The sequence below is a fragment of the Pseudomonas sp. NFACC04-2 genome, assembly GCF_900119265.1.
Taxonomy (GTDB): domain Bacteria; phylum Pseudomonadota; class Gammaproteobacteria; order Pseudomonadales; family Pseudomonadaceae; genus Aquipseudomonas; species Aquipseudomonas fluorescens_AA.
Map to the genome: position 1 here is coordinate 329,512 of NZ_FPJC01000003.1, position 16,435 is coordinate 345,946.

At 62.4% G+C, this 16,435-nt stretch carries 15 protein-coding genes; 3 read left to right on the forward strand and 12 right to left on the reverse strand.

Annotation, left to right across the window (positions count from 1 at the left end; genetic code table 11):
• Positions 1 to 23: 23 nt before the first annotated feature.
• From BT125_RS05975 to pssA, 11 genes are all read right to left on the reverse strand, one after another.
• On the reverse strand, positions 24 to 797 hold the full coding sequence (locus BT125_RS05975; RefSeq protein ID WP_072405627.1) for an enoyl-CoA hydratase: 774 nt from the start codon (positions 795 to 797) through the stop codon (positions 24 to 26).
• Positions 798 to 810: 13 nt separating this feature from the next.
• Positions 811 to 1,938 carry an acyl-CoA dehydrogenase gene (locus BT125_RS05980; protein ID WP_072405628.1) on the reverse strand — a complete coding sequence of 376 codons (1,128 nt, stop codon included), beginning with the start codon at positions 1,936 to 1,938 and terminating at the stop codon, positions 811 to 813.
• Between the two features lie 9 nt (positions 1,939 to 1,947).
• Positions 1,948 to 3,138, reverse strand: coding sequence for an acetyl-CoA C-acyltransferase (locus BT125_RS05985; RefSeq protein WP_170866808.1), 1,191 nt, complete (start codon positions 3,136 to 3,138; stop codon positions 1,948 to 1,950).
• A 13-nt stretch (positions 3,139 to 3,151) separates the two neighbouring features.
• Positions 3,152 to 3,913 (reverse strand): SDR family NAD(P)-dependent oxidoreductase, encoded by a 762-nt coding sequence (locus tag BT125_RS05990; RefSeq protein ID WP_072405629.1) that lies wholly within the window; start codon positions 3,911 to 3,913, stop codon positions 3,152 to 3,154.
• A 16-nt stretch (positions 3,914 to 3,929) separates the two neighbouring features.
• Complete coding sequence (locus BT125_RS05995; RefSeq protein ID WP_072405630.1) at positions 3,930 to 5,594, reverse strand: AMP-binding protein; 1,665 nt, start codon at positions 5,592 to 5,594, stop codon at positions 3,930 to 3,932.
• 264 nt (positions 5,595 to 5,858) lie between these two features.
• Entirely contained in the window at positions 5,859 to 7,316 is a 1,458-nt protein-coding gene (locus BT125_RS06000; RefSeq protein ID WP_072405736.1) for an ArnT family glycosyltransferase, read from the reverse strand.
• Between the two features lie 67 nt (positions 7,317 to 7,383).
• Entirely contained in the window at positions 7,384 to 7,677 is a 294-nt protein-coding gene (locus BT125_RS06005; RefSeq protein WP_072405631.1) for a lipid-A-disaccharide synthase N-terminal domain-containing protein, read from the reverse strand.
• Between the two features lies 1 nt (position 7,678).
• Positions 7,679 to 8,422 carry a glycosyltransferase family 2 protein gene (locus tag BT125_RS06010; protein ID WP_072405632.1) on the reverse strand — a complete coding sequence of 248 codons (744 nt, stop codon included), beginning with the start codon at positions 8,420 to 8,422 and terminating at the stop codon, positions 7,679 to 7,681.
• A 25-nt stretch (positions 8,423 to 8,447) separates the two neighbouring features.
• A complete protein-coding gene (locus BT125_RS06015; protein WP_072405633.1) occupies positions 8,448 to 9,419 on the reverse strand; it encodes an NAD-dependent epimerase in 972 nt (323 codons plus the stop codon).
• A gap of 260 nt (positions 9,420 to 9,679) precedes the next feature.
• Positions 9,680 to 10,696 carry an AraC family transcriptional regulator gene (locus tag BT125_RS06020; protein WP_072405737.1) on the reverse strand — a complete coding sequence of 339 codons (1,017 nt, stop codon included), beginning with the start codon at positions 10,694 to 10,696 and terminating at the stop codon, positions 9,680 to 9,682.
• An 11-nt stretch (positions 10,697 to 10,707) separates the two neighbouring features.
• On the reverse strand, positions 10,708 to 12,051 hold the full coding sequence (gene pssA, locus BT125_RS06025) for a CDP-diacylglycerol--serine O-phosphatidyltransferase (protein WP_072405634.1): 1,344 nt from the start codon (positions 12,049 to 12,051) through the stop codon (positions 10,708 to 10,710).
• A 125-nt stretch (positions 12,052 to 12,176) separates the two neighbouring features.
• Here pssA and BT125_RS06030 point away from each other — a divergent pair, with 125 nt between their 5' ends.
• From BT125_RS06030 to BT125_RS06040, 3 genes are all read left to right on the forward strand, one after another.
• Positions 12,177 to 12,740 carry a TetR/AcrR family transcriptional regulator gene (locus BT125_RS06030; RefSeq protein ID WP_072405635.1) on the forward strand — a complete coding sequence of 188 codons (564 nt, stop codon included), beginning with the start codon at positions 12,177 to 12,179 and terminating at the stop codon, positions 12,738 to 12,740.
• Between the two features lie 43 nt (positions 12,741 to 12,783).
• Positions 12,784 to 13,263 carry a nuclear transport factor 2 family protein gene (locus tag BT125_RS06035; RefSeq protein ID WP_060742285.1) on the forward strand — a complete coding sequence of 160 codons (480 nt, stop codon included), beginning with the start codon at positions 12,784 to 12,786 and terminating at the stop codon, positions 13,261 to 13,263.
• Between the two features lie 304 nt (positions 13,264 to 13,567).
• Complete coding sequence (locus tag BT125_RS06040) at positions 13,568 to 13,969, forward strand: hypothetical protein (RefSeq protein ID WP_060742284.1); 402 nt, start codon at positions 13,568 to 13,570, stop codon at positions 13,967 to 13,969.
• A 36-nt stretch (positions 13,970 to 14,005) separates the two neighbouring features.
• Here BT125_RS06040 and BT125_RS06045 read toward each other — a convergent pair whose 3' ends face one another.
• On the reverse strand, positions 14,006 to 16,429 hold the full coding sequence (locus tag BT125_RS06045) for a TonB-dependent receptor (protein WP_072405636.1): 2,424 nt from the start codon (positions 16,427 to 16,429) through the stop codon (positions 14,006 to 14,008).
• Positions 16,430 to 16,435 lie beyond the last annotated feature (6 nt).

Consider the following 16,435-nt stretch of genomic DNA (forward strand, 5'->3'; position numbering starts at 1 on the left):
ATGGCGTCAATGAAGGCGCCGAGTTACTTGTCCTGAAACGCCGCTGCGCGCTTGGCCACGAATGCCGCCATGCCTTCTTTTTGGTCCTGCGTCGCGAACGCCGCGTGGAATACCCGGCGCTCGAAACGTACGCCTTCGGACAGGCTGACTTCAAACGCGCGATTGACGCTTTCCTTGACCATCATGCTGATGGGCACCGACTTGGAGGCAATCAACGCTGCGGTTTTCAGCGCATCGTCCAGCAGTTCATCGGCCGGTACGATCCGGGCGACGATGCCGCAGCGCTCGGCTTCTACCGCGTCGATAAAGCGCCCGGTCAGGCACATTTCCATGGCCTTGGCCTTGCCCACCGCCCGGGTCAGGCGCTGGGTGCCGCCCATGCCCGGCAGCACGCCGAGGTTGATTTCCGGCTGGCCGAACTTGGCATTGTCGCCGGCCAGGATGAAGTCGCACATCAACGCCAGCTCGCAGCCACCGCCCAAGGCAAAACCGTTCACCGCCGCGATGATCGGCTTGCGACGGTTGGCCACGCGGTCACTGTCGCTGAACAGGTCGTCCAGGTAGATCTGCGGGTAGGTCAGCTCGGCCATTTCCTTGATGTCGGCACCAGCGGCAAAGGCTTTTTTCGAACCCGTCAACACGATGCAGCCAATGCTCGGATCCGCCTCCAGGCTATCCAGCGCCTTGTTCAGCTCACTGACGATCTGCGCATTCAAGGCGTTCAAGGCCTGGGGACGGTTGAGGGTGATCAGGCCGACGCGGTCCTTGATCTCCAATAGAATCGTTTCGTAGCTCATGCAGGACTCCTGTTCAAAGATTGCGCGAAATGACCATGCGCTGAATGTCGCTGGTGCCTTCGTAGATCTGACAGACCCGCACGTCGCGATAAATGCGCTCCAGCGGGAAGTCGTTGAGGTAACCGTAACCGCCCAGGGTCTGCAACGCCATAGAGCAGACCTTCTCGGCCATTTCCGAAGCGAACAGCTTGGCCATGGAGGCTTCCACCAACGCCGGTTGACCGTCGTCCCGCAGGGCGGCGGCGTAATGCACCATTTGCCGGGCCACGGCGATCTGGGTGGCCATGTCCGCCAGACGAAACGCCACGGCCTGGTGCTCGATGATCGGTTTGCCGAAACTCTGCCGTTCCCGGGCATAGTCGCGGGCAGCCTCGAACGCCGCGCGGGCCATGCCCACCGACTGCGCCGCGATGCCCACGCGCCCGCCTTCCAGGTTCGCCAGGGCGATCTTGTAGCCCTCGCCCTCCTCCCCCAAGCGGTTGCCCACCGGCACCTTCACATCTTCGAAGAGAATCTGGCAGGTATCGGAGGCATGTTGACCGAGCTTGTCTTCGACCCGCGCCACGGTATAACCCGGCGAATCGGTCGGCACGATGAACGCACTGATGCCGCGTTTGCCGGCGCTCGGATCAGTCACCGCGAACACGATCACCACGCCGGCGTTCTGCCCCGAGGTGATGAACTGTTTGCAGCCGTTGAGCACGTAATGGTCGCCCTCCAAGCGTGCCCTCGTCTTGAGGCTGCTGGCGTCCGAACCGGCCTGGGGCTCGGTCAGGGCAAACGCGCCGAGCATGGCGCCGCTGGCCAGGGGCGTGAGGAATGTCGCCTTCTGCTCATCGTTGCCGAACTTGAGGATCGGCACGCAGCCCACCGAGTTGTGCACGCTCATGATGGTCGAGCAGGCACCGTCACCAGCGGCGATTTCCTCCAAGGTCATCGCATAGGCCAGGTAACCGGTGTCACAGCCGCCCCACTGTTCCGGCACCAGCATGCCGAAAAAGCCCAGCTCGGCCATTTCAGCGATGGCTTCCCGGGGGAAACGGTGCTCACGGTCCCACTCGGCGGCGAACGGTTTCAAGCGTTCCTGGGCGAAGTCTCGGGCCATGTCGCGGATTTGCGTCTGTTCTTCAGTCGGGAGCATGGTGATTCCTTAATACAGGCATTCAACGGCCATGGCCGTGGCTTCGCCGCCGCCGATGCAAATCGCCGCGACGCCGCGCTTGAGACCTTTTTGGCGCAGGGCCGAGAGCAGCGTCACCAGAATCCGCGCGCCGGATGCGCCGATGGGGTGGCCCAGGGCGCAAGCGCCACCGTGAACATTGACCTTGGCATGGGGAATGTCCAATTGGTGCATGGCGACCAATCCCACCACGGCAAAGGCTTCGTTGACTTCGAACAGATCGACTTCATCCAGCGACCAATCGGTTTTGTGCAGCAGTTTTTTCACCGCGCCAATCGGCGCCGTCGGAAACAGGCTTGGGGTGTCGGCAAACGCCGCGTGCCCATGAATCACCGCCAAGGGTTTCAAGCCCCGCTGCTGCGCCTGGCTCTGGCGCATCAGCACCAGGGCCGCCGCGCCATCGGAGATGGAACTGGCGTTGGCCGCTGTTACCGTGCCGCCCTCACGGAATGCCGGCTTGAGCGACTTGATCTTGTCCAGCTTGGCTTTCGGCGGCTGTTCGTCGTGGCTGATCAGTACCTGCTCTTTGCCGACGGTCACCGTCAGCGGCACGATCTCGGCCTCGAAACGGCCGTCCTTGATCGCTTGTTGGGCGCGGGTGGTGGAGGCAATGGCAAAGGCATCCTGGGCTTCACGGCTCAAACCGTTGGCTTCGGCGCAATCCTCGGCGAAGGTGCCCATCAGGCGGCCCTTGTCGTAGGCGTCTTCGAGGCCGTCTAAGAACATGTGATCCAGCACCTTGCCGTGGCCCATGCGGTAGCCGCTACGGGCGCGATCGAGCAGATACGGGGCGTTGGACATGCTCTCCATGCCACCGGCCACCACCACCTCGGCGCTGCCGGCGATGAGCATGTCATGGGCCAGGATCGCCGCTTCCATGCCCGAACCGCACATCTTGTTGAGCGTGGTGCAGCGGGTCGACTTGTCGAGCCCGGCGCCCAGCGCGGCCTGACGGGCCGGCGCCTGGCCCAGGCCCGCGGCGAGCACGCAACCGAACAGCACTTCTTCAACCGCACCCGGCGCGATACCGGCCCGCTCCACGGCGGCCTTGATAGCGGCGGCACCCAGTTGCGGCGCGGTGAGGCTTTTCAGTTCGCCCTGGAAACCGCCCATGGGGGTACGGACCGCGCTGACGATGACAATAGGATCGTTGGACATCATGAATCCTCCTTACTTATTTGGCTGCCATACGCAAGGCACCGTCGAGACGGATTACCTCGCCGTTGAGCATGCTGTTCTCAATGATATGCCTGACCAGCGCCGCGTACTCGGAAGGTTTCCCAAGGCGCGGCGGAAACGGCACGCCGGCGGCCAGGGAATCACGCACCTCAGGCGTCATGCCGGCCATCATCGGGGTTTCGAAAATCCCCGGGGCAATGGTCATCACCCGGATACCGAAGCGCGCCAGCTCACGGGCGGCCGGCAACGTCAGACTGGCGATGGCGCCTTTGGAGGCCGCGTAGGCGGCCTGGCCGATCTGGCCGTCGAAGGCCGCTACCGAAGCGGTGTTGATGATCACCCCGCGCTCGCCGTCGGCGTTGGCCTCGGTTTCGGCGATGGCCGCAGCCGCCAGGCGCAGCAAGTTGAAGCTGCCGATCAGGTTGACGTTGATCACCTGGCTGAAGCTGTCCAGGCCATGAGGGCCGTTCTTGCCGAGGATCTTCTCGCCGCGCACGATACCGGCGCAATTCACCAGGCCATTCAGACCGCCGAACGCCGTGACCGTCGCCTTGACTGCCGCTTCAGCAGCCCCTTCGTTGCTGATATCGGCCACCACGCTCTGGCAACCCAGCTTGTGCGCCTGGGCGGCCACGGCATCGGCGTTGAGGTCCACCAGCATCACCTTGGCGCCGGCCTTGACCAGCATTTCACCGGTGGCTGCGCCAAGGCCGGAAGCACCGCCGCTGACGAGGAAAATCTTGTTGTCGATCTGCATCATGGTTTCCTTGGATTCAAGCTGAAACGTTTTGCGCCGTAGCTTCTTGGGCTTTGGCGATTTCCTGGTTGCGCAAGATAAAGCGCTGCAACTTGCCGCTTGGGGTCTTCGGCAAGTCGCTGACAAATTCGATTTCACGGGGGTACGCATGGGCCGCCAGGCGCTTGCGCACATGCAGGCGCAGTTCCTCCGCCAGCTCCGGAGAAGCGCGATATTGGGTGCTGAGCACCACGAAGGCCTTCACCAACTCGGTGCGCTCTGGATCAGGCTTGCCGATCACCGCCGCCTCCACCACGGCCGGATGTTCGATCAGCGCACTTTCCACGTCGAACGGACCGACCCGGTAGCCGGAGGTGGTGATCACGTCGTCGCTGCGGCCGACGAAGCTGATGCTGCCATCCGGATTCAACTCCACGGTGTCGCCACTCAAGTAGTAGTTGCCAACGAAGGCCTTGGTCGGCGCGCCTTCGTAACCGGCGAACCAGCACATGGGCGACCGGCTGCGGTCCACCGCGAGAATGCCCGGCTGGCCCACGCCCAACTCGCGTTGCTCTTCATCCAACACCACGATCCGGTGGCCCGGCGAGGCGAAACCGGCCGCCCCCAGGTGCACCGGGTGTTCCAGCCCGTGGTGGTTGCACAGCACCATGCCCAGTTCGGTCTGGCCGTAATGGTCGTGGATCACCACGTTCAAGTTGTCGGCGAACCAGCGGATCACCTCGGGGTTCAATGGCTCACCGGCACTGCTGACGATGCGCAGCTTGCCCTTGATCGAGCGGGCAAACTGCTCACCTCCGGCGATCAACAGGCGATAGGCGGTGGGCGAGCCGGTCAGGTTGGTGATGCCGTACTTGTTGATGATCCGGCAGGTGCTTTCCAGGGTGAACGGGCCATCGTAGAAGGTGATCGGATGCCCCATGGCCAGCGGCCCGGTCACGCCAAAATAAATGCCGTAGGCCCAACCCGGGTCGGCGACGTTCCAGAAGGCGTCTTCAGGGCGCAGGTCCACCGCGTCACGGGTGTAGCTCTGGAACGCCACGATGGCCTTGAGCGGCACCGACAGCGCCTTGGCAGGTCCCGTGGTGCCGGAGGTGAACATCAGTAAAAACGGATCTTCGCCGGTGAGCATCAGCGGTTCGCACTGGTTGGAGTGGTTCGCCACTTCGGCCCAGAAACTGTAGTCGCCCCGCAGGATGCCCTGGCCCTTCTCGCCGCCGACCGTGACGATGGTGGGGCAACCGGCGACTTCATTGAGTTTGGGACGGTTGACGGCGTCGGTCACGACGATCCGCGCCCCCGAGCTGCCAAGGCGGTGCTCGATGGCCTTGGGCCCGAACGCGGTGAACAGCGGTTGATACACCGCCCCGATACGCCAGGTGGCGAGTACGACGATCAAGAGTTCCGCAGTACGCGGCAGCAGGCCGGCCACTTTGTCACCCTTGCCGACGCCTTGGGCACGCAAGAAGTTGGCGAACCGTGCGGCATTGTCCTGCAGGTCGCGGTAAGTCCAGGTGGCTTCGCTGCCGTCACGGCCCTCCCAGAACAAGGCGATGCGACCCGGCAACGCATGCCGGTCGCAACACTCGACACAGGCATTGAGCGCCTCGAGCGAGCCGTGCAGCGCGGCGTTGACGGTTTGCAGGTAATCGAACTGTGACGTGGTGGACGAATAATCGCGCATGACCAGAATCCCTCTGTACTTTTTATTGGCTGGGGGAACCGTGAAGAGCAGACAAATACTCGCGCCGAAGGGCGGTGGCGGCAATGGTCAAAGCCATCAAGTTGCTTGACTGGTTTGGCCATGGTTCGAGGGGTGTATTGCCGGTCAGGCCGTCTTCGCGAGCAAGCTCGCTCCCACATCGGGAGGTTGGGCGATCACAAAATCGAGACCCACCTCACATCCTCTGTGGGAGCGAGCTTGCTCGCGATGGCGGCAGTCCAGCCGCTACAAGGGCTGCTTCCAGGCAAATGAGTAAACCTTCTCCGGCACCGGGGACTGGCAGCGCTGGTTGTCCGCATCAGGCCCCACCAGGAACCACTCGGCCCGCGAGGTATCGCCGACCCGGCGCGCCTTTTGCGGATCGTAGCAGCGCGCCAGGTCCTGCGCGGGCACCAAGGCAAAGGCCTGCGGGTGGCCGCGCAGCCAGGTGGCGGATCGTTCCAGGGACTGGCGGTCATGGAAGCCAAAATGCACGATGGGCTGCTGGGCGAACAGCCAATGGCCCTCGCGCCACCCGACGAGCACCAACTCGGCATTTGAAGTCAGCCCCGCGACATCGCGCATCAAGGTCTGGTGGGGGTTGATGCCTTCCCTGTAAGGCTCGATGAAGCCGCGCACAAACCAGGCGCATAACCACACCACCGTCAACCCAGCGAATACCACCCTGCCCCTCGGACGCCGGCTGAACCAGCGGTGCAGCATCCACGGCACAAGCGGCGCCACCAGCAGGATCAAGGTTGGCAACGCGGGAAAGATATACAGCTTGCGCTTGCCACTGCTCAGGCTGAAGAACAACAGCACCAGCACCACCCACCCCAGCAGCACCAGCACGCGACCGTCATGCTTGAGCAACTGCCTGCGCCAGGCCGGTACGAGCCATGGCAGCATGAAAAAGATCGGCAGCCAGTATTTCGGAATCACCTGAACGAAGAAATACCAGAAGGGTTCGCGGTGCTCCCAGGCATTGGCATAACGCCCCGCCGTCTGCTTCAGCAGGATTTCCTGGGCGTACGCCAGGCTGTCGGGGCTGCCCTGCCACACAATCAGCAACAAAGGCCCAAGCCAAAGCGCGATGGCCACCAGCGCCACAACCAGCCCCAGCCACCAGGCCCCTGCCTTGCCCGGCATGGACACCAGGCCTTTCCACCCTCGACGCACCCCATAGGCGTAGGGAATCAGCATCAATACCGGCAGAAACCCCACGCCTTTGCTGATGACCCCCAGTCCCATCGCCGCGCAGGCCACGTAATACCAGCGCCACGCCGGGCCGAGCATCAAATGCCGGCACAAGCCATAGATCCCCAGGCTGGTCCAGAGCGCAAGAAAACCATCGATCTGTCCGGTGCGCAGGATGCTGTAGGTCTGATAGGTGGCCAGAAACAACAGCGCGGCGATCCCTCCCACACGTCGCCCCCACAAGCGCCGGCCCAGGTCGTACAGGCATGCGGTGGTGACGGCGCCGGCCAACAGCGCGGGCAGGTACAGAGCGACTTTCGGCAGATGGGTCAATTGCACGAACGACGCCACCGCCCACATGAACAACGGCGGCTTGTCGGCGTAGATTTCCCCGGCGCGGTGGGGAATGAACCATGAGCCGTTCTGCAGCATCTCCAGGGCAACGCCGAGGAAGCGCTCTTCATCGACGTTCATCGGTTGGCGCCAACCCAGCCCGGCACCCACCATGATCAAGGCCAATACCACCAGCGCCAGAAGCTCCAGTCGCGAGGAAGGCAATCGTATCCGCACCGTCTCAGCCCTTCTCGGCCAGTTCGCGGTTTTCCTGCTCGTGATGCTTGGTGATCAACTGCAAATTGCGCAGGTAAACGATGAAGCCGAAGGACTGGCCGACAATGAATACCGGGTCTTCGCGGTAGATGGCATAGGCCAGCAACAGCGCGCTGCCGATGATGCTCAAGTACCAGAAACCCACGGGAATCACGCTACGCTTCTTGTACTCGCTGTATAGCCATTGCAGGACAAAACGTCCGGTGAAGGCCAACTGGCCGCCGAAGCCAACGGCCAGCCACAACGTTTCTCTGCCCATGTCACACCTCGGTTTCTTGTGCGTTGATATCCAGGCGGGTGCGTCTTATCAACCACCACACTCCAAACAGATCGACAATGCCCACCAGCGCCCGGTCGAGGTTGCCGTAGTTGGAGACCCCGGCCCCGCGCTCACGGTGATTCACCGGGTGAACCAGCATCCGGCCGTTGTGCCGACGAATCAGCGCCGGAATAAAGCGATGCATGTGATCGAAATACGGCAAGCGCAGAAACGCCTCGCGCTCGATCAACTTGATGCCGCAACCGGTATCGGGTGTCTGGTCCTTGAGCAGGCTGGCCCGCAGTTTGTTGGCGAACCGCGAGGCCCAACGCTTGCTCGCCGTATCCCGGCGATTGACGCGATGCCCGGCCACCAGCTTGACGCCGGCGAGCGTACCCTCCGAACCGCGCACCAGGTCGAGCATCTTTGGCAGGTCGGCCGGGTCGTTCTGCCCGTCGCCATCGAGGGTTGCCAGCCAGTGCCCGCGGGCCACTTCAGCCGCGTGGTAGACCGAGGTGCTCTGCCCGAGAGAACGGGCATGGCTGAGTACCCGCAACTGGCGATAGCCACTGCCTTGCAACGCCCGCAGCTCAGCGGCGGTGGCGTCTGTGCTGCCATCGTCGACGACGATGACTTCGAAGGCCTCGTCGGCCAGCGCCACCCGCACTTCTTCCAGCAGTGGAATGAGGTTGCCGGCTTCGTTCTTTGCCGGAATCAGGACCGACACATAAAGGGTTTCGTGCATGACGCTCCAGTAAACAGCTGAGGGGTTAAACGCGGTAATACCCGCGGTACCAATCGACAAACGACTGCACGCCGACAGGCACCGCGACCTGCGGGCGAAACGCTATGTGTTCCTCCAGCTCGCGCGTGTCCGCCCAGGTGTCGACCACGTCACCCGCTTGCAGCGGCAAAAAATGCTTGATCGCGGGTATGCCCAGGGCCTCTTCCAGGCACTCGACAAACTGCAGGAGCTGCACCGGAGCGCCGAAGCCGATGTTGTAGAGTTTGTGGCGCACGCCTGTTTCATTGGCCGGCGGCCGTGGCAACAACCGCACCAGGCCTTCGACGATGTCGTCGATGTAGGTGAAATCCCGCGACATCGCCCCGTCGTTGTAGAGGTCAATGGCGCGACCGTTGAGGATGGCGTCGGTGAATTTGAACGGTGCCATGTCGGGTCGTCCCCACGGTCCATACACGGTGAAAAACCGCAGGCCGGTGGTGGGAATGCCGTAGAGATGCGAGTACGCGTGGGCCATCAGTTCATTGGCGCGCTTGGTTGCCGCATAAAAAGACACGGGCTGATCCACCGGATCGGTCGTGGCATATGGCAGGCGGTCGTTCAAGCCATACACCGAGCTGCTCGAGGCGAACACCAGGTGCGCCGGCCGGTGGGCACGGCAGGCTTCCAACACGTTGAGGAACCCCACCAGGTTGCTTTGGGCATACAGGTCGGGATTATCGATGGAATGGCGCACACCAGCCTGGGCCGCCAGGTGGACGACGGACTCGAACGTGTTTTGCGCAAACAACTCCAGCAACGCCGGTTTGTCGGCCACATCCAGCCGCTGGAAGCGAAAGTTGCGGCATTCGGCCAGCTGTGCAAGTCGGGCCTGTTTCAGCTCGACGCTGTAGTAGCTGTTGAGGTTGTCGATGCCGATGACCTGATGGCCTTCGCTGCACAACCGCCTGGCGGTATGAAAACCGATGAATCCTGCGGCACCGGTGACCAATACGCTCATACGCTGCCCAAAACGGTCACGTGTATACACTACCTTGATGGATGGCCCGGCTTTTCCGGCGCCTGCACAGGCTTGTATCAAAGAAAAATGACGGTTTTATGAGCGTGCCAACTTGCCAAGCGAAAGCCCCTGTGGGATCGAGCTTGCTCGCGATGAGGGTTTGGCAGTCAATGACGAGGCGGCTGAACCACCGCTATCGCGAGCAAGCTCGCTCCCACAGGGGGCTTGGGTCGGCACAAGATTGGAGACCGCCCGATGGATCAATCCGGGTCGTTGAGAATCAGGCTGCGATAATGCCCCGGGTTGGACCCGGACCATTTGCGAAACGCCTTGTAGAAGGAGCTGGCATCGGCAAAACCCAGGCGCGAGGCGATTTCGACGAAACTGATGGACGGCTCGGCCAGCCAGGTGATCGCCAGATCCTTGCGCACGCTGTCCTTGAGGCCTTGGTAAGTCTGGCCCTCCTCCGCCAGGCGTCGGCGCAGGGTCGAGGCGGACACGCACAATTGCTGGGCCAGGGCCTCGGTTTCCGGCCACTGTTCGGCGGGCAGTTGCCGCAGGTCGTGCCGGATACGACTGGCCAGGCTTTGCGGGTCGCGGTATTTGACCAGGATGTTGGCCGGGGCCCGGGCCAGAAAGCGCTTGAGCTCGTCAGCGTTGCGCCGGATGGGCAGGTCGAGGCATTCGGCGGCGAAAATCATCCGGGTGCGCGGCCGGTCAAAGCGCAGGTTCTGGGAGAACATCACCCGGTAGTCGTCGCAGAAATCCGGTGCCGGGCAGCGCAGTTCGACAGACAGAATAGGAATGCGCCGCCCGGCCAGCCAGCAGGCCACGCCATGGACGATCATCCAATAGGTGAAATAGGTAAAGGCTCGACGCGGATCCTGGTCGTCTTCCAACAGCACGATCTCCGCCAGGCTTTGTTGGCGCGCCCACTGGGCCGGTAGGTGTTCGAGCATCAGCGACAGAAACCCCAGCCCCGCCGTCAAGCCGCTCGCCAGCGTAGGCTGGGCCATGGCGCACTGGCAGAGAAACGCCAGGCTGCCGGACTTGAGCTTGCGCGGGTCCATGCCGAAAAACTCGTCATCCAAGCGCTGGGCCAGCAACCGCCAGAGCCGCGCATAGGCATGGGCCGGGACCCGCGCCTGGGGATCGTCGAGCAGCGCCGGGTCTATGCCGACCTTGCTCAAGACCTCCTCGGTGGCTGCCCCGGGCGCGCAGCTTTGCAGCAATGCCTCACGCACCAGCTGGATGGAGATGGTGTCTTTTTCCGACATGGCGCGGGTGTTCACAGGATCCGGTAAAGCAGCCGTTCTATCCGCACCCGGCTGACCCGCTTCAGGAACCTGGCCACGGCCTCGGGGTAATCCGGCAGGGTTTCCAGGTCCAGGTAACGTTCGATCCGGCGGGTGTGGCAGTAGATCCGCTCAAGCTCGGCCTGGCGCGGCGCCAGCAATTCGCCCTTGGGGTCGTCCAGCAACAGCGCGTTTTCCAGGTCCAGGCGAAAGGCCCGCGGGTTGAGGTTGTTGCCGGTCAGCAAGGTGTAGCGCTCGTCGACCCACATGCCCTTGAGGTGATAGGTGTTGTCCCCGTCACGCCACAGGTGCAGGTTCAATTGGCCGCTGTCGATCGCGTGCTGATGCCGTTTGGCGAAACGTCGCAGGCTGATTTCGTAGAGGTATGGCAGCGCCGCGATGATCTTGAACGGCTCGCTTGGCGGAATGTAGAAGTCGTTGGCGGTCTTGTCGCCGACGATGATGTCGATCTTGACCCCGCGGGCCAGGGCGCGGTTGAGCTCCCGGGTCACGGCCAGGGGCAGGTTGAAATACGGGGTACAGATGGTCAGTTGCTGGCGGCTGCTGGCGATCAGTTCACCGATCACCCGGCTCAGGGGGTTGTTCTTGCCCACGCCCAGCAACGGGCTCACCGACAGGCCGCTCTTGTCGAGGCTGCCGACGCTGGTGTCATAGGTCGCATATTTGAGACGGCTGCGCAGGTCACCGATGTCCTTGCGCAAACTACGGGTGCTGGGCAGGTTGGGCAGGTCCAGGCGATGCACGGCCCTGGAGGTGATCAGGCCATGCTGCACCAGGTGATGCATCGAGTCGGCCAGTGCCGTGTTCTGCAGCAGGTGGTAGCGGTCGTAGCGGTATTTATCGAACTTGTGCAAGTAGACGTTATTCAGACTGGCGCCGCTGTAGAGCACACAGTCATCGATCACGAAACCTTTCAAATGCAACACGCCAAACAGCTCGCGGGTCTGCACCGGCACGCCGTAGATCGGCACTTCGCTGGCATGGGTGCGGGTCTGTTCCTGGTACCACGCCGAGTTGCCCGGCTGCTTCTTGGCGCCAATCAGCCCGCGCTGGGCCCGCAACCAGTCCACGACCACGACCACGTCCAGTTCCGGACGCGCCGCTTTAGCGGCATGCAGGGCATCGAGAATTTCCTGGCCAGCCTCGTCCTGTTGCAGGTAGAGGGCGACGATATAGATGCGCTGGGTGGCCTGGGCGATTTTCTCCAGCAGGCAACGGCGGAATTGGGCAGCGCCATCGAGGATGGTCACCGCGTCGGCGGTCAGTGCAAAGCTGCGCAGCTTGGGCAGCAGGGAGCGTTTGAAGAGCGACGGCATAGGGCTCGCAAAAAGGTCGATTCCAAAGAACGGATGAGCTTACACCATGGATGGGTTCGGGTCTTCCTGTCGTCAAGAAAAAAAAACAACTTGACCAAGGAGAACGATCGTTCTACTTTTACCCCATGAACGAAATCACTGGTAATGAAACACGAGACATCATCCTCGATGTCGCCGAAAAGTTGATCTATAGAAGTGGCATCGCCGCCACCGGCATGGACCTTCTGGTGAAAACCGCCGGCGTTTCCAGGAAAAGTGTCTATCGCTACTTCGCCAACAAGGACGACCTGATCGTGGCCGCCCTCAAGCGGCGGGACGAGCGCTGGATGCACTGGTTCAGCAGCGAAGTGGACAAGGCGCCCACACCGACGGCGCGGCTGCTCAACCTGTTCACCGTGCTCAAGGGCTGGTTCGACAGCGAAGGTTTTCGCGGTTGTGCCTTCATCAATACCAGCGGCGAAACCGGCGATCCACAGGATCCGGTCCGCCAGGTGGCGAAGATGCACAAACAGAAGCTGCTCGATTACGTGACCCGACTGTGCGTCGAACAAGGCGTCGAGAATCCGGACGCCCTGGCCCACCAGCTACTGATTCTGATCGACGGCGCCATTACCGTGGCGCTGGTCATGGGCGACCACAGCGCGGCTGACCACGCCCAGGACATGTTGAAGATATTGCTACACACCTGATCGTTGAACCCTGCGTCATTCATTCACTCATTGGAGATTCGCCATGTCTGCCTCTTCTGAAGTTCGTCCGCCACTGCCACCGTTCACCCGTGAATCGGCGATCGAGAAAGTTCGCCTGGCCGAAGACGGCTGGAACTCTCGCGACCCGCAAAAAGTATCCCTGGCCTACACGCTGGACACCCAATGGCGTAACCGCGCCGAATTCGCGCACAACCGCGAAGAAGCCAAGGCGTTCCTGACCCGCAAGTGGGCCAAGGAATTGGATTACCGGCTGATCAAGGAACTCTGGGCCTTTACCGATAACCGCATCGCCGTACGCTACGCCTACGAATGGCACGACGACTCGGGCAACTGGTTCCGCTCATACGGCAACGAAAACTGGGAGTTCGATGAGCAAGGCCTGATGTACAACCGCTACGCTTGCATCAACGACATGCCGATCAAGGAAAGCGAGCGCAAGTTCCACTGGCCCCTGGGCCGCCGGCCGGATGATCATCCGGGGTTGTCCGAGTTGGGGTTGTAACCCTCTCGACTGAACCACCGTATCGCGAGCAGGCTCGCTCCCACAGGAGATTGAGGTCGGACACAGCATTTGTGTGCGCCGGAATCCAAATGTGGGGGCGAGCCTGCTCGCGATGACGGCGGCAAATCCAACAGGTATGGAAACTGACCCACCGCTATCGCGAGCAGGCTCGCTCCCACAGCACAACAGCCGCGCCAGACCAGCGGCCCCTCCAACAGGCTTGACCCACATGCCGCCAGGTATCACATTGCCTGGGCTGGCGATAAGCTCGCTGTTTCGTTGTGCAGCAGACTTTGTGGAGCCCATGACCGCGTCGATCCCGATCCGTCCCCCCTGCCCGCCCGGCGTCTGCGATTGCGGACGTGATGCCTTGCTGCAAGCGCCTGGCAGCGACCTACGCATCCTGTGTCTCAATCGCCAGGAAGAAAAACGCCTGCTCGAGCGTCTGGAGAACATCCAGAGCCTCGACGAACTCCAGCGCCTGCAACAACGCCTGTACGAAAACCTGGGGATCCGCCTGCGCGTCGAGCCCGGCTACAACGAAGTGCGGACCATGCGCGGCATCGCCATCGAGTTCCAGGAACAACCCGGCCTGTGCCGCAAGATTCGCCAGTCGATCCCCGCCGCCATCCGCCGCGGGCTGGAAAAACGTCCCGAAATCGCCTGGCGACTGCTGGATGCCCACGATCTGTTTCGCGATACCTGAACTCGGGCAGCTCCTTCCCTGGAGCGGCACATCGACCTAGAAATCAACGGTCGCGGAAAGCAGGTAGGTACGCGGGGTCGATAGCGTCAAGCCCGGCTCACTGTCATCCGATGCACCCGCCGAACTCCAGTAGCGCTTGTCTGCCACGTTTTCGATGTTGGCCCGCAGGGTGATGTGTTTTTCGTCGACCTTGAACGCGTAGCGAGCGCCTACGTCGAAACGCGTCCAGGCGTCGATTTCCTTGGTGTTGGACTGGTCCAGGTACTGCGAGCTGGAATAGATGCCGCGACTGGTCAGGGTCAGGCCCTGTACCGTTGGCACGTCCCATTCGGCGCCGAGGTTGACGTTGTACTTCGGCGTGGCCGGTGCGCGGTTGCCGTCGAAGGTGCTGTCGGTGGTGTCAGTCAGTTCACTGTCGATGAACATCACGCCGCCGAGCAGACGGGTTCCCTTCAGCGGCTCGCCGAACACACTCAACTCCACGCCGGTGTTTTCGCGCTTGCCGTTCGGGCCGAAGACCCGTGTCGTGGCGTCGGTCGCATAGGCGGGCTGCTTGATTCGAAAAACGGCGGCGGTGACGGCGAACGGGCCGGCGTCATACTTGGCGCCCACTTCGACCTGGCGGCTGATGAACGGCGGGAAAATCTCATCCTCGTTCACCGACGTCGACGGCGCAATCTTGCCCTGGCTCAGGCCTTCCATGTAGTTGGCATACAGCGACAGCTTGTCAGTCGCCTTGAACAGGATCCCGCCCGACGGCGAAACCTTTTCCTCATCGTAGGCGGTATCGCCCTTGACGTTATTCGTCCAGTCATCAACCTTCACCCGTTGCCAGCGCGCGCCGAGGGTCAGCAGCAAACGATCCTCGAGCAGCCCCAGGGTGTCGGACAAGGCCACGCCGCTGAAGCGGTTCTCGGTATAGACCTTGTCGTCCTGTCGGGTCGGGTTGCTCGGCGTTGGGGTCTGTACCGGGTCATACAGGTTGCTGCGACCGTTGGCGTAACGGGCGCCGCCATTTTCGAAGTCCATATAGAAATAACTGGCCGCCAGGTTGACCTCATGGCTCACCGGACCGGTATGGAACCAGTTGCGCACCCCGGCCGTGGCCGTGCGGACATTTTCCTCCCGGGTAAAGTCACGGGGCTGGACGGTGAAGTCGCCCGCGTCGTTGGTGACCGAAACGTTGTGCCGAAGGAAGTCGTGGTCGCTTTTGCGCGCGCCGACACCGCCATACAGCATCACCGAATCGCTGACATCGAACTCAGCGTTCACCGTGCCGAAGGTGTCCTGGGTGCGCGCCTTGGTCCACGACTGGGCGTAGTTGTCGCGCACATCACTGGCGTGAGGGACCTGGGCATTGGCACCGACCTGCACGCGTTCCTGAGGCGCGTCGGTGTTGCGTTCGGTGTGGCCGATGTCGGTCGAGAGTCGCAGGCGTTCACCGCGAAAATCCAGGCCCAGCACCGCCATCTCGCGGTCCACGCTCTGGTGATCCCATTCGGTGTCGCCCGCCTGCTTCACACCATTGAAACGAATACCGAACTTGTCGTCTTCACCAAAGCGTCGACCGACATCCACCGCCCCGCCAAGCTGGTTGTTGGAGGCATAGCTGCCGGTGAACGAGGTGATGGGCTTGTCGGTGGCGCGTTTGGGCACCACGTTGATCCCGCCCCCCACGCTGCCCCGGGGCGAGATACCGTTGATGAGCTGGCTCGGCCCCTTGAGGATGTCGACGCGTTCGGCCATCTCCATGTCGATCGTGTACGTCGGCAGGATGCCGTAGAGACCGTTGTAGGCGACATCGCTGTTGAACAGGCTGAAACCGCGAATGGTGAACTGCTCATAGCGTCCGCCCGCCGGGTTGGTGGTGCGGACCGAGGGGTCGCTGGCGATCAGGTCGCCCAGGGTGCGCGCCTGTTGGTTCTTGACCGTCTGGCTGGTGTAGGTGGTCATGCTGAACGGGGTTTCCATGAAGTCCCGCGAGCCCAGCAAGCCTTGCGAACCACGCCGTGCCACCTGGCCGCCGGCGTACACCGGGCTGTCCGTCGAAGCCGTGGCGCCGAGAATCGAGGTGGGCGCCAGTTGCAAGCTGCCGCCTTCTGGCGCCGGCATCAGGATGTAAGCCTGCTCCCCCACCGGCTGCAGCTGCAGGCCCGAACCCCGCAACAGCCGGGCAAAGCCCTCTTCCACCCCGAACTCCCCCGAAAGCCCGGCGCTGTTGCGTCCGCTCACCAAGGCCGGATCCACCGACAGGTTGACCCCCGCCAACCCGGCAAACCGGGTCAACGCCGCGCCGAGGCTGCCGGCCGGCACCTGATAACTGCGCCGGGCGGCTTCTTCGGCCAGGCTCGATGACATGAAAAAGGGACTGGCACCCAGGCTCAGCATGAGGCTCAGGTTCAACAGCGAACGCCGGCCGGCAAAGGCCGGGCGCAAACGCAAAGGTACAACTGCGGACATTGGAAA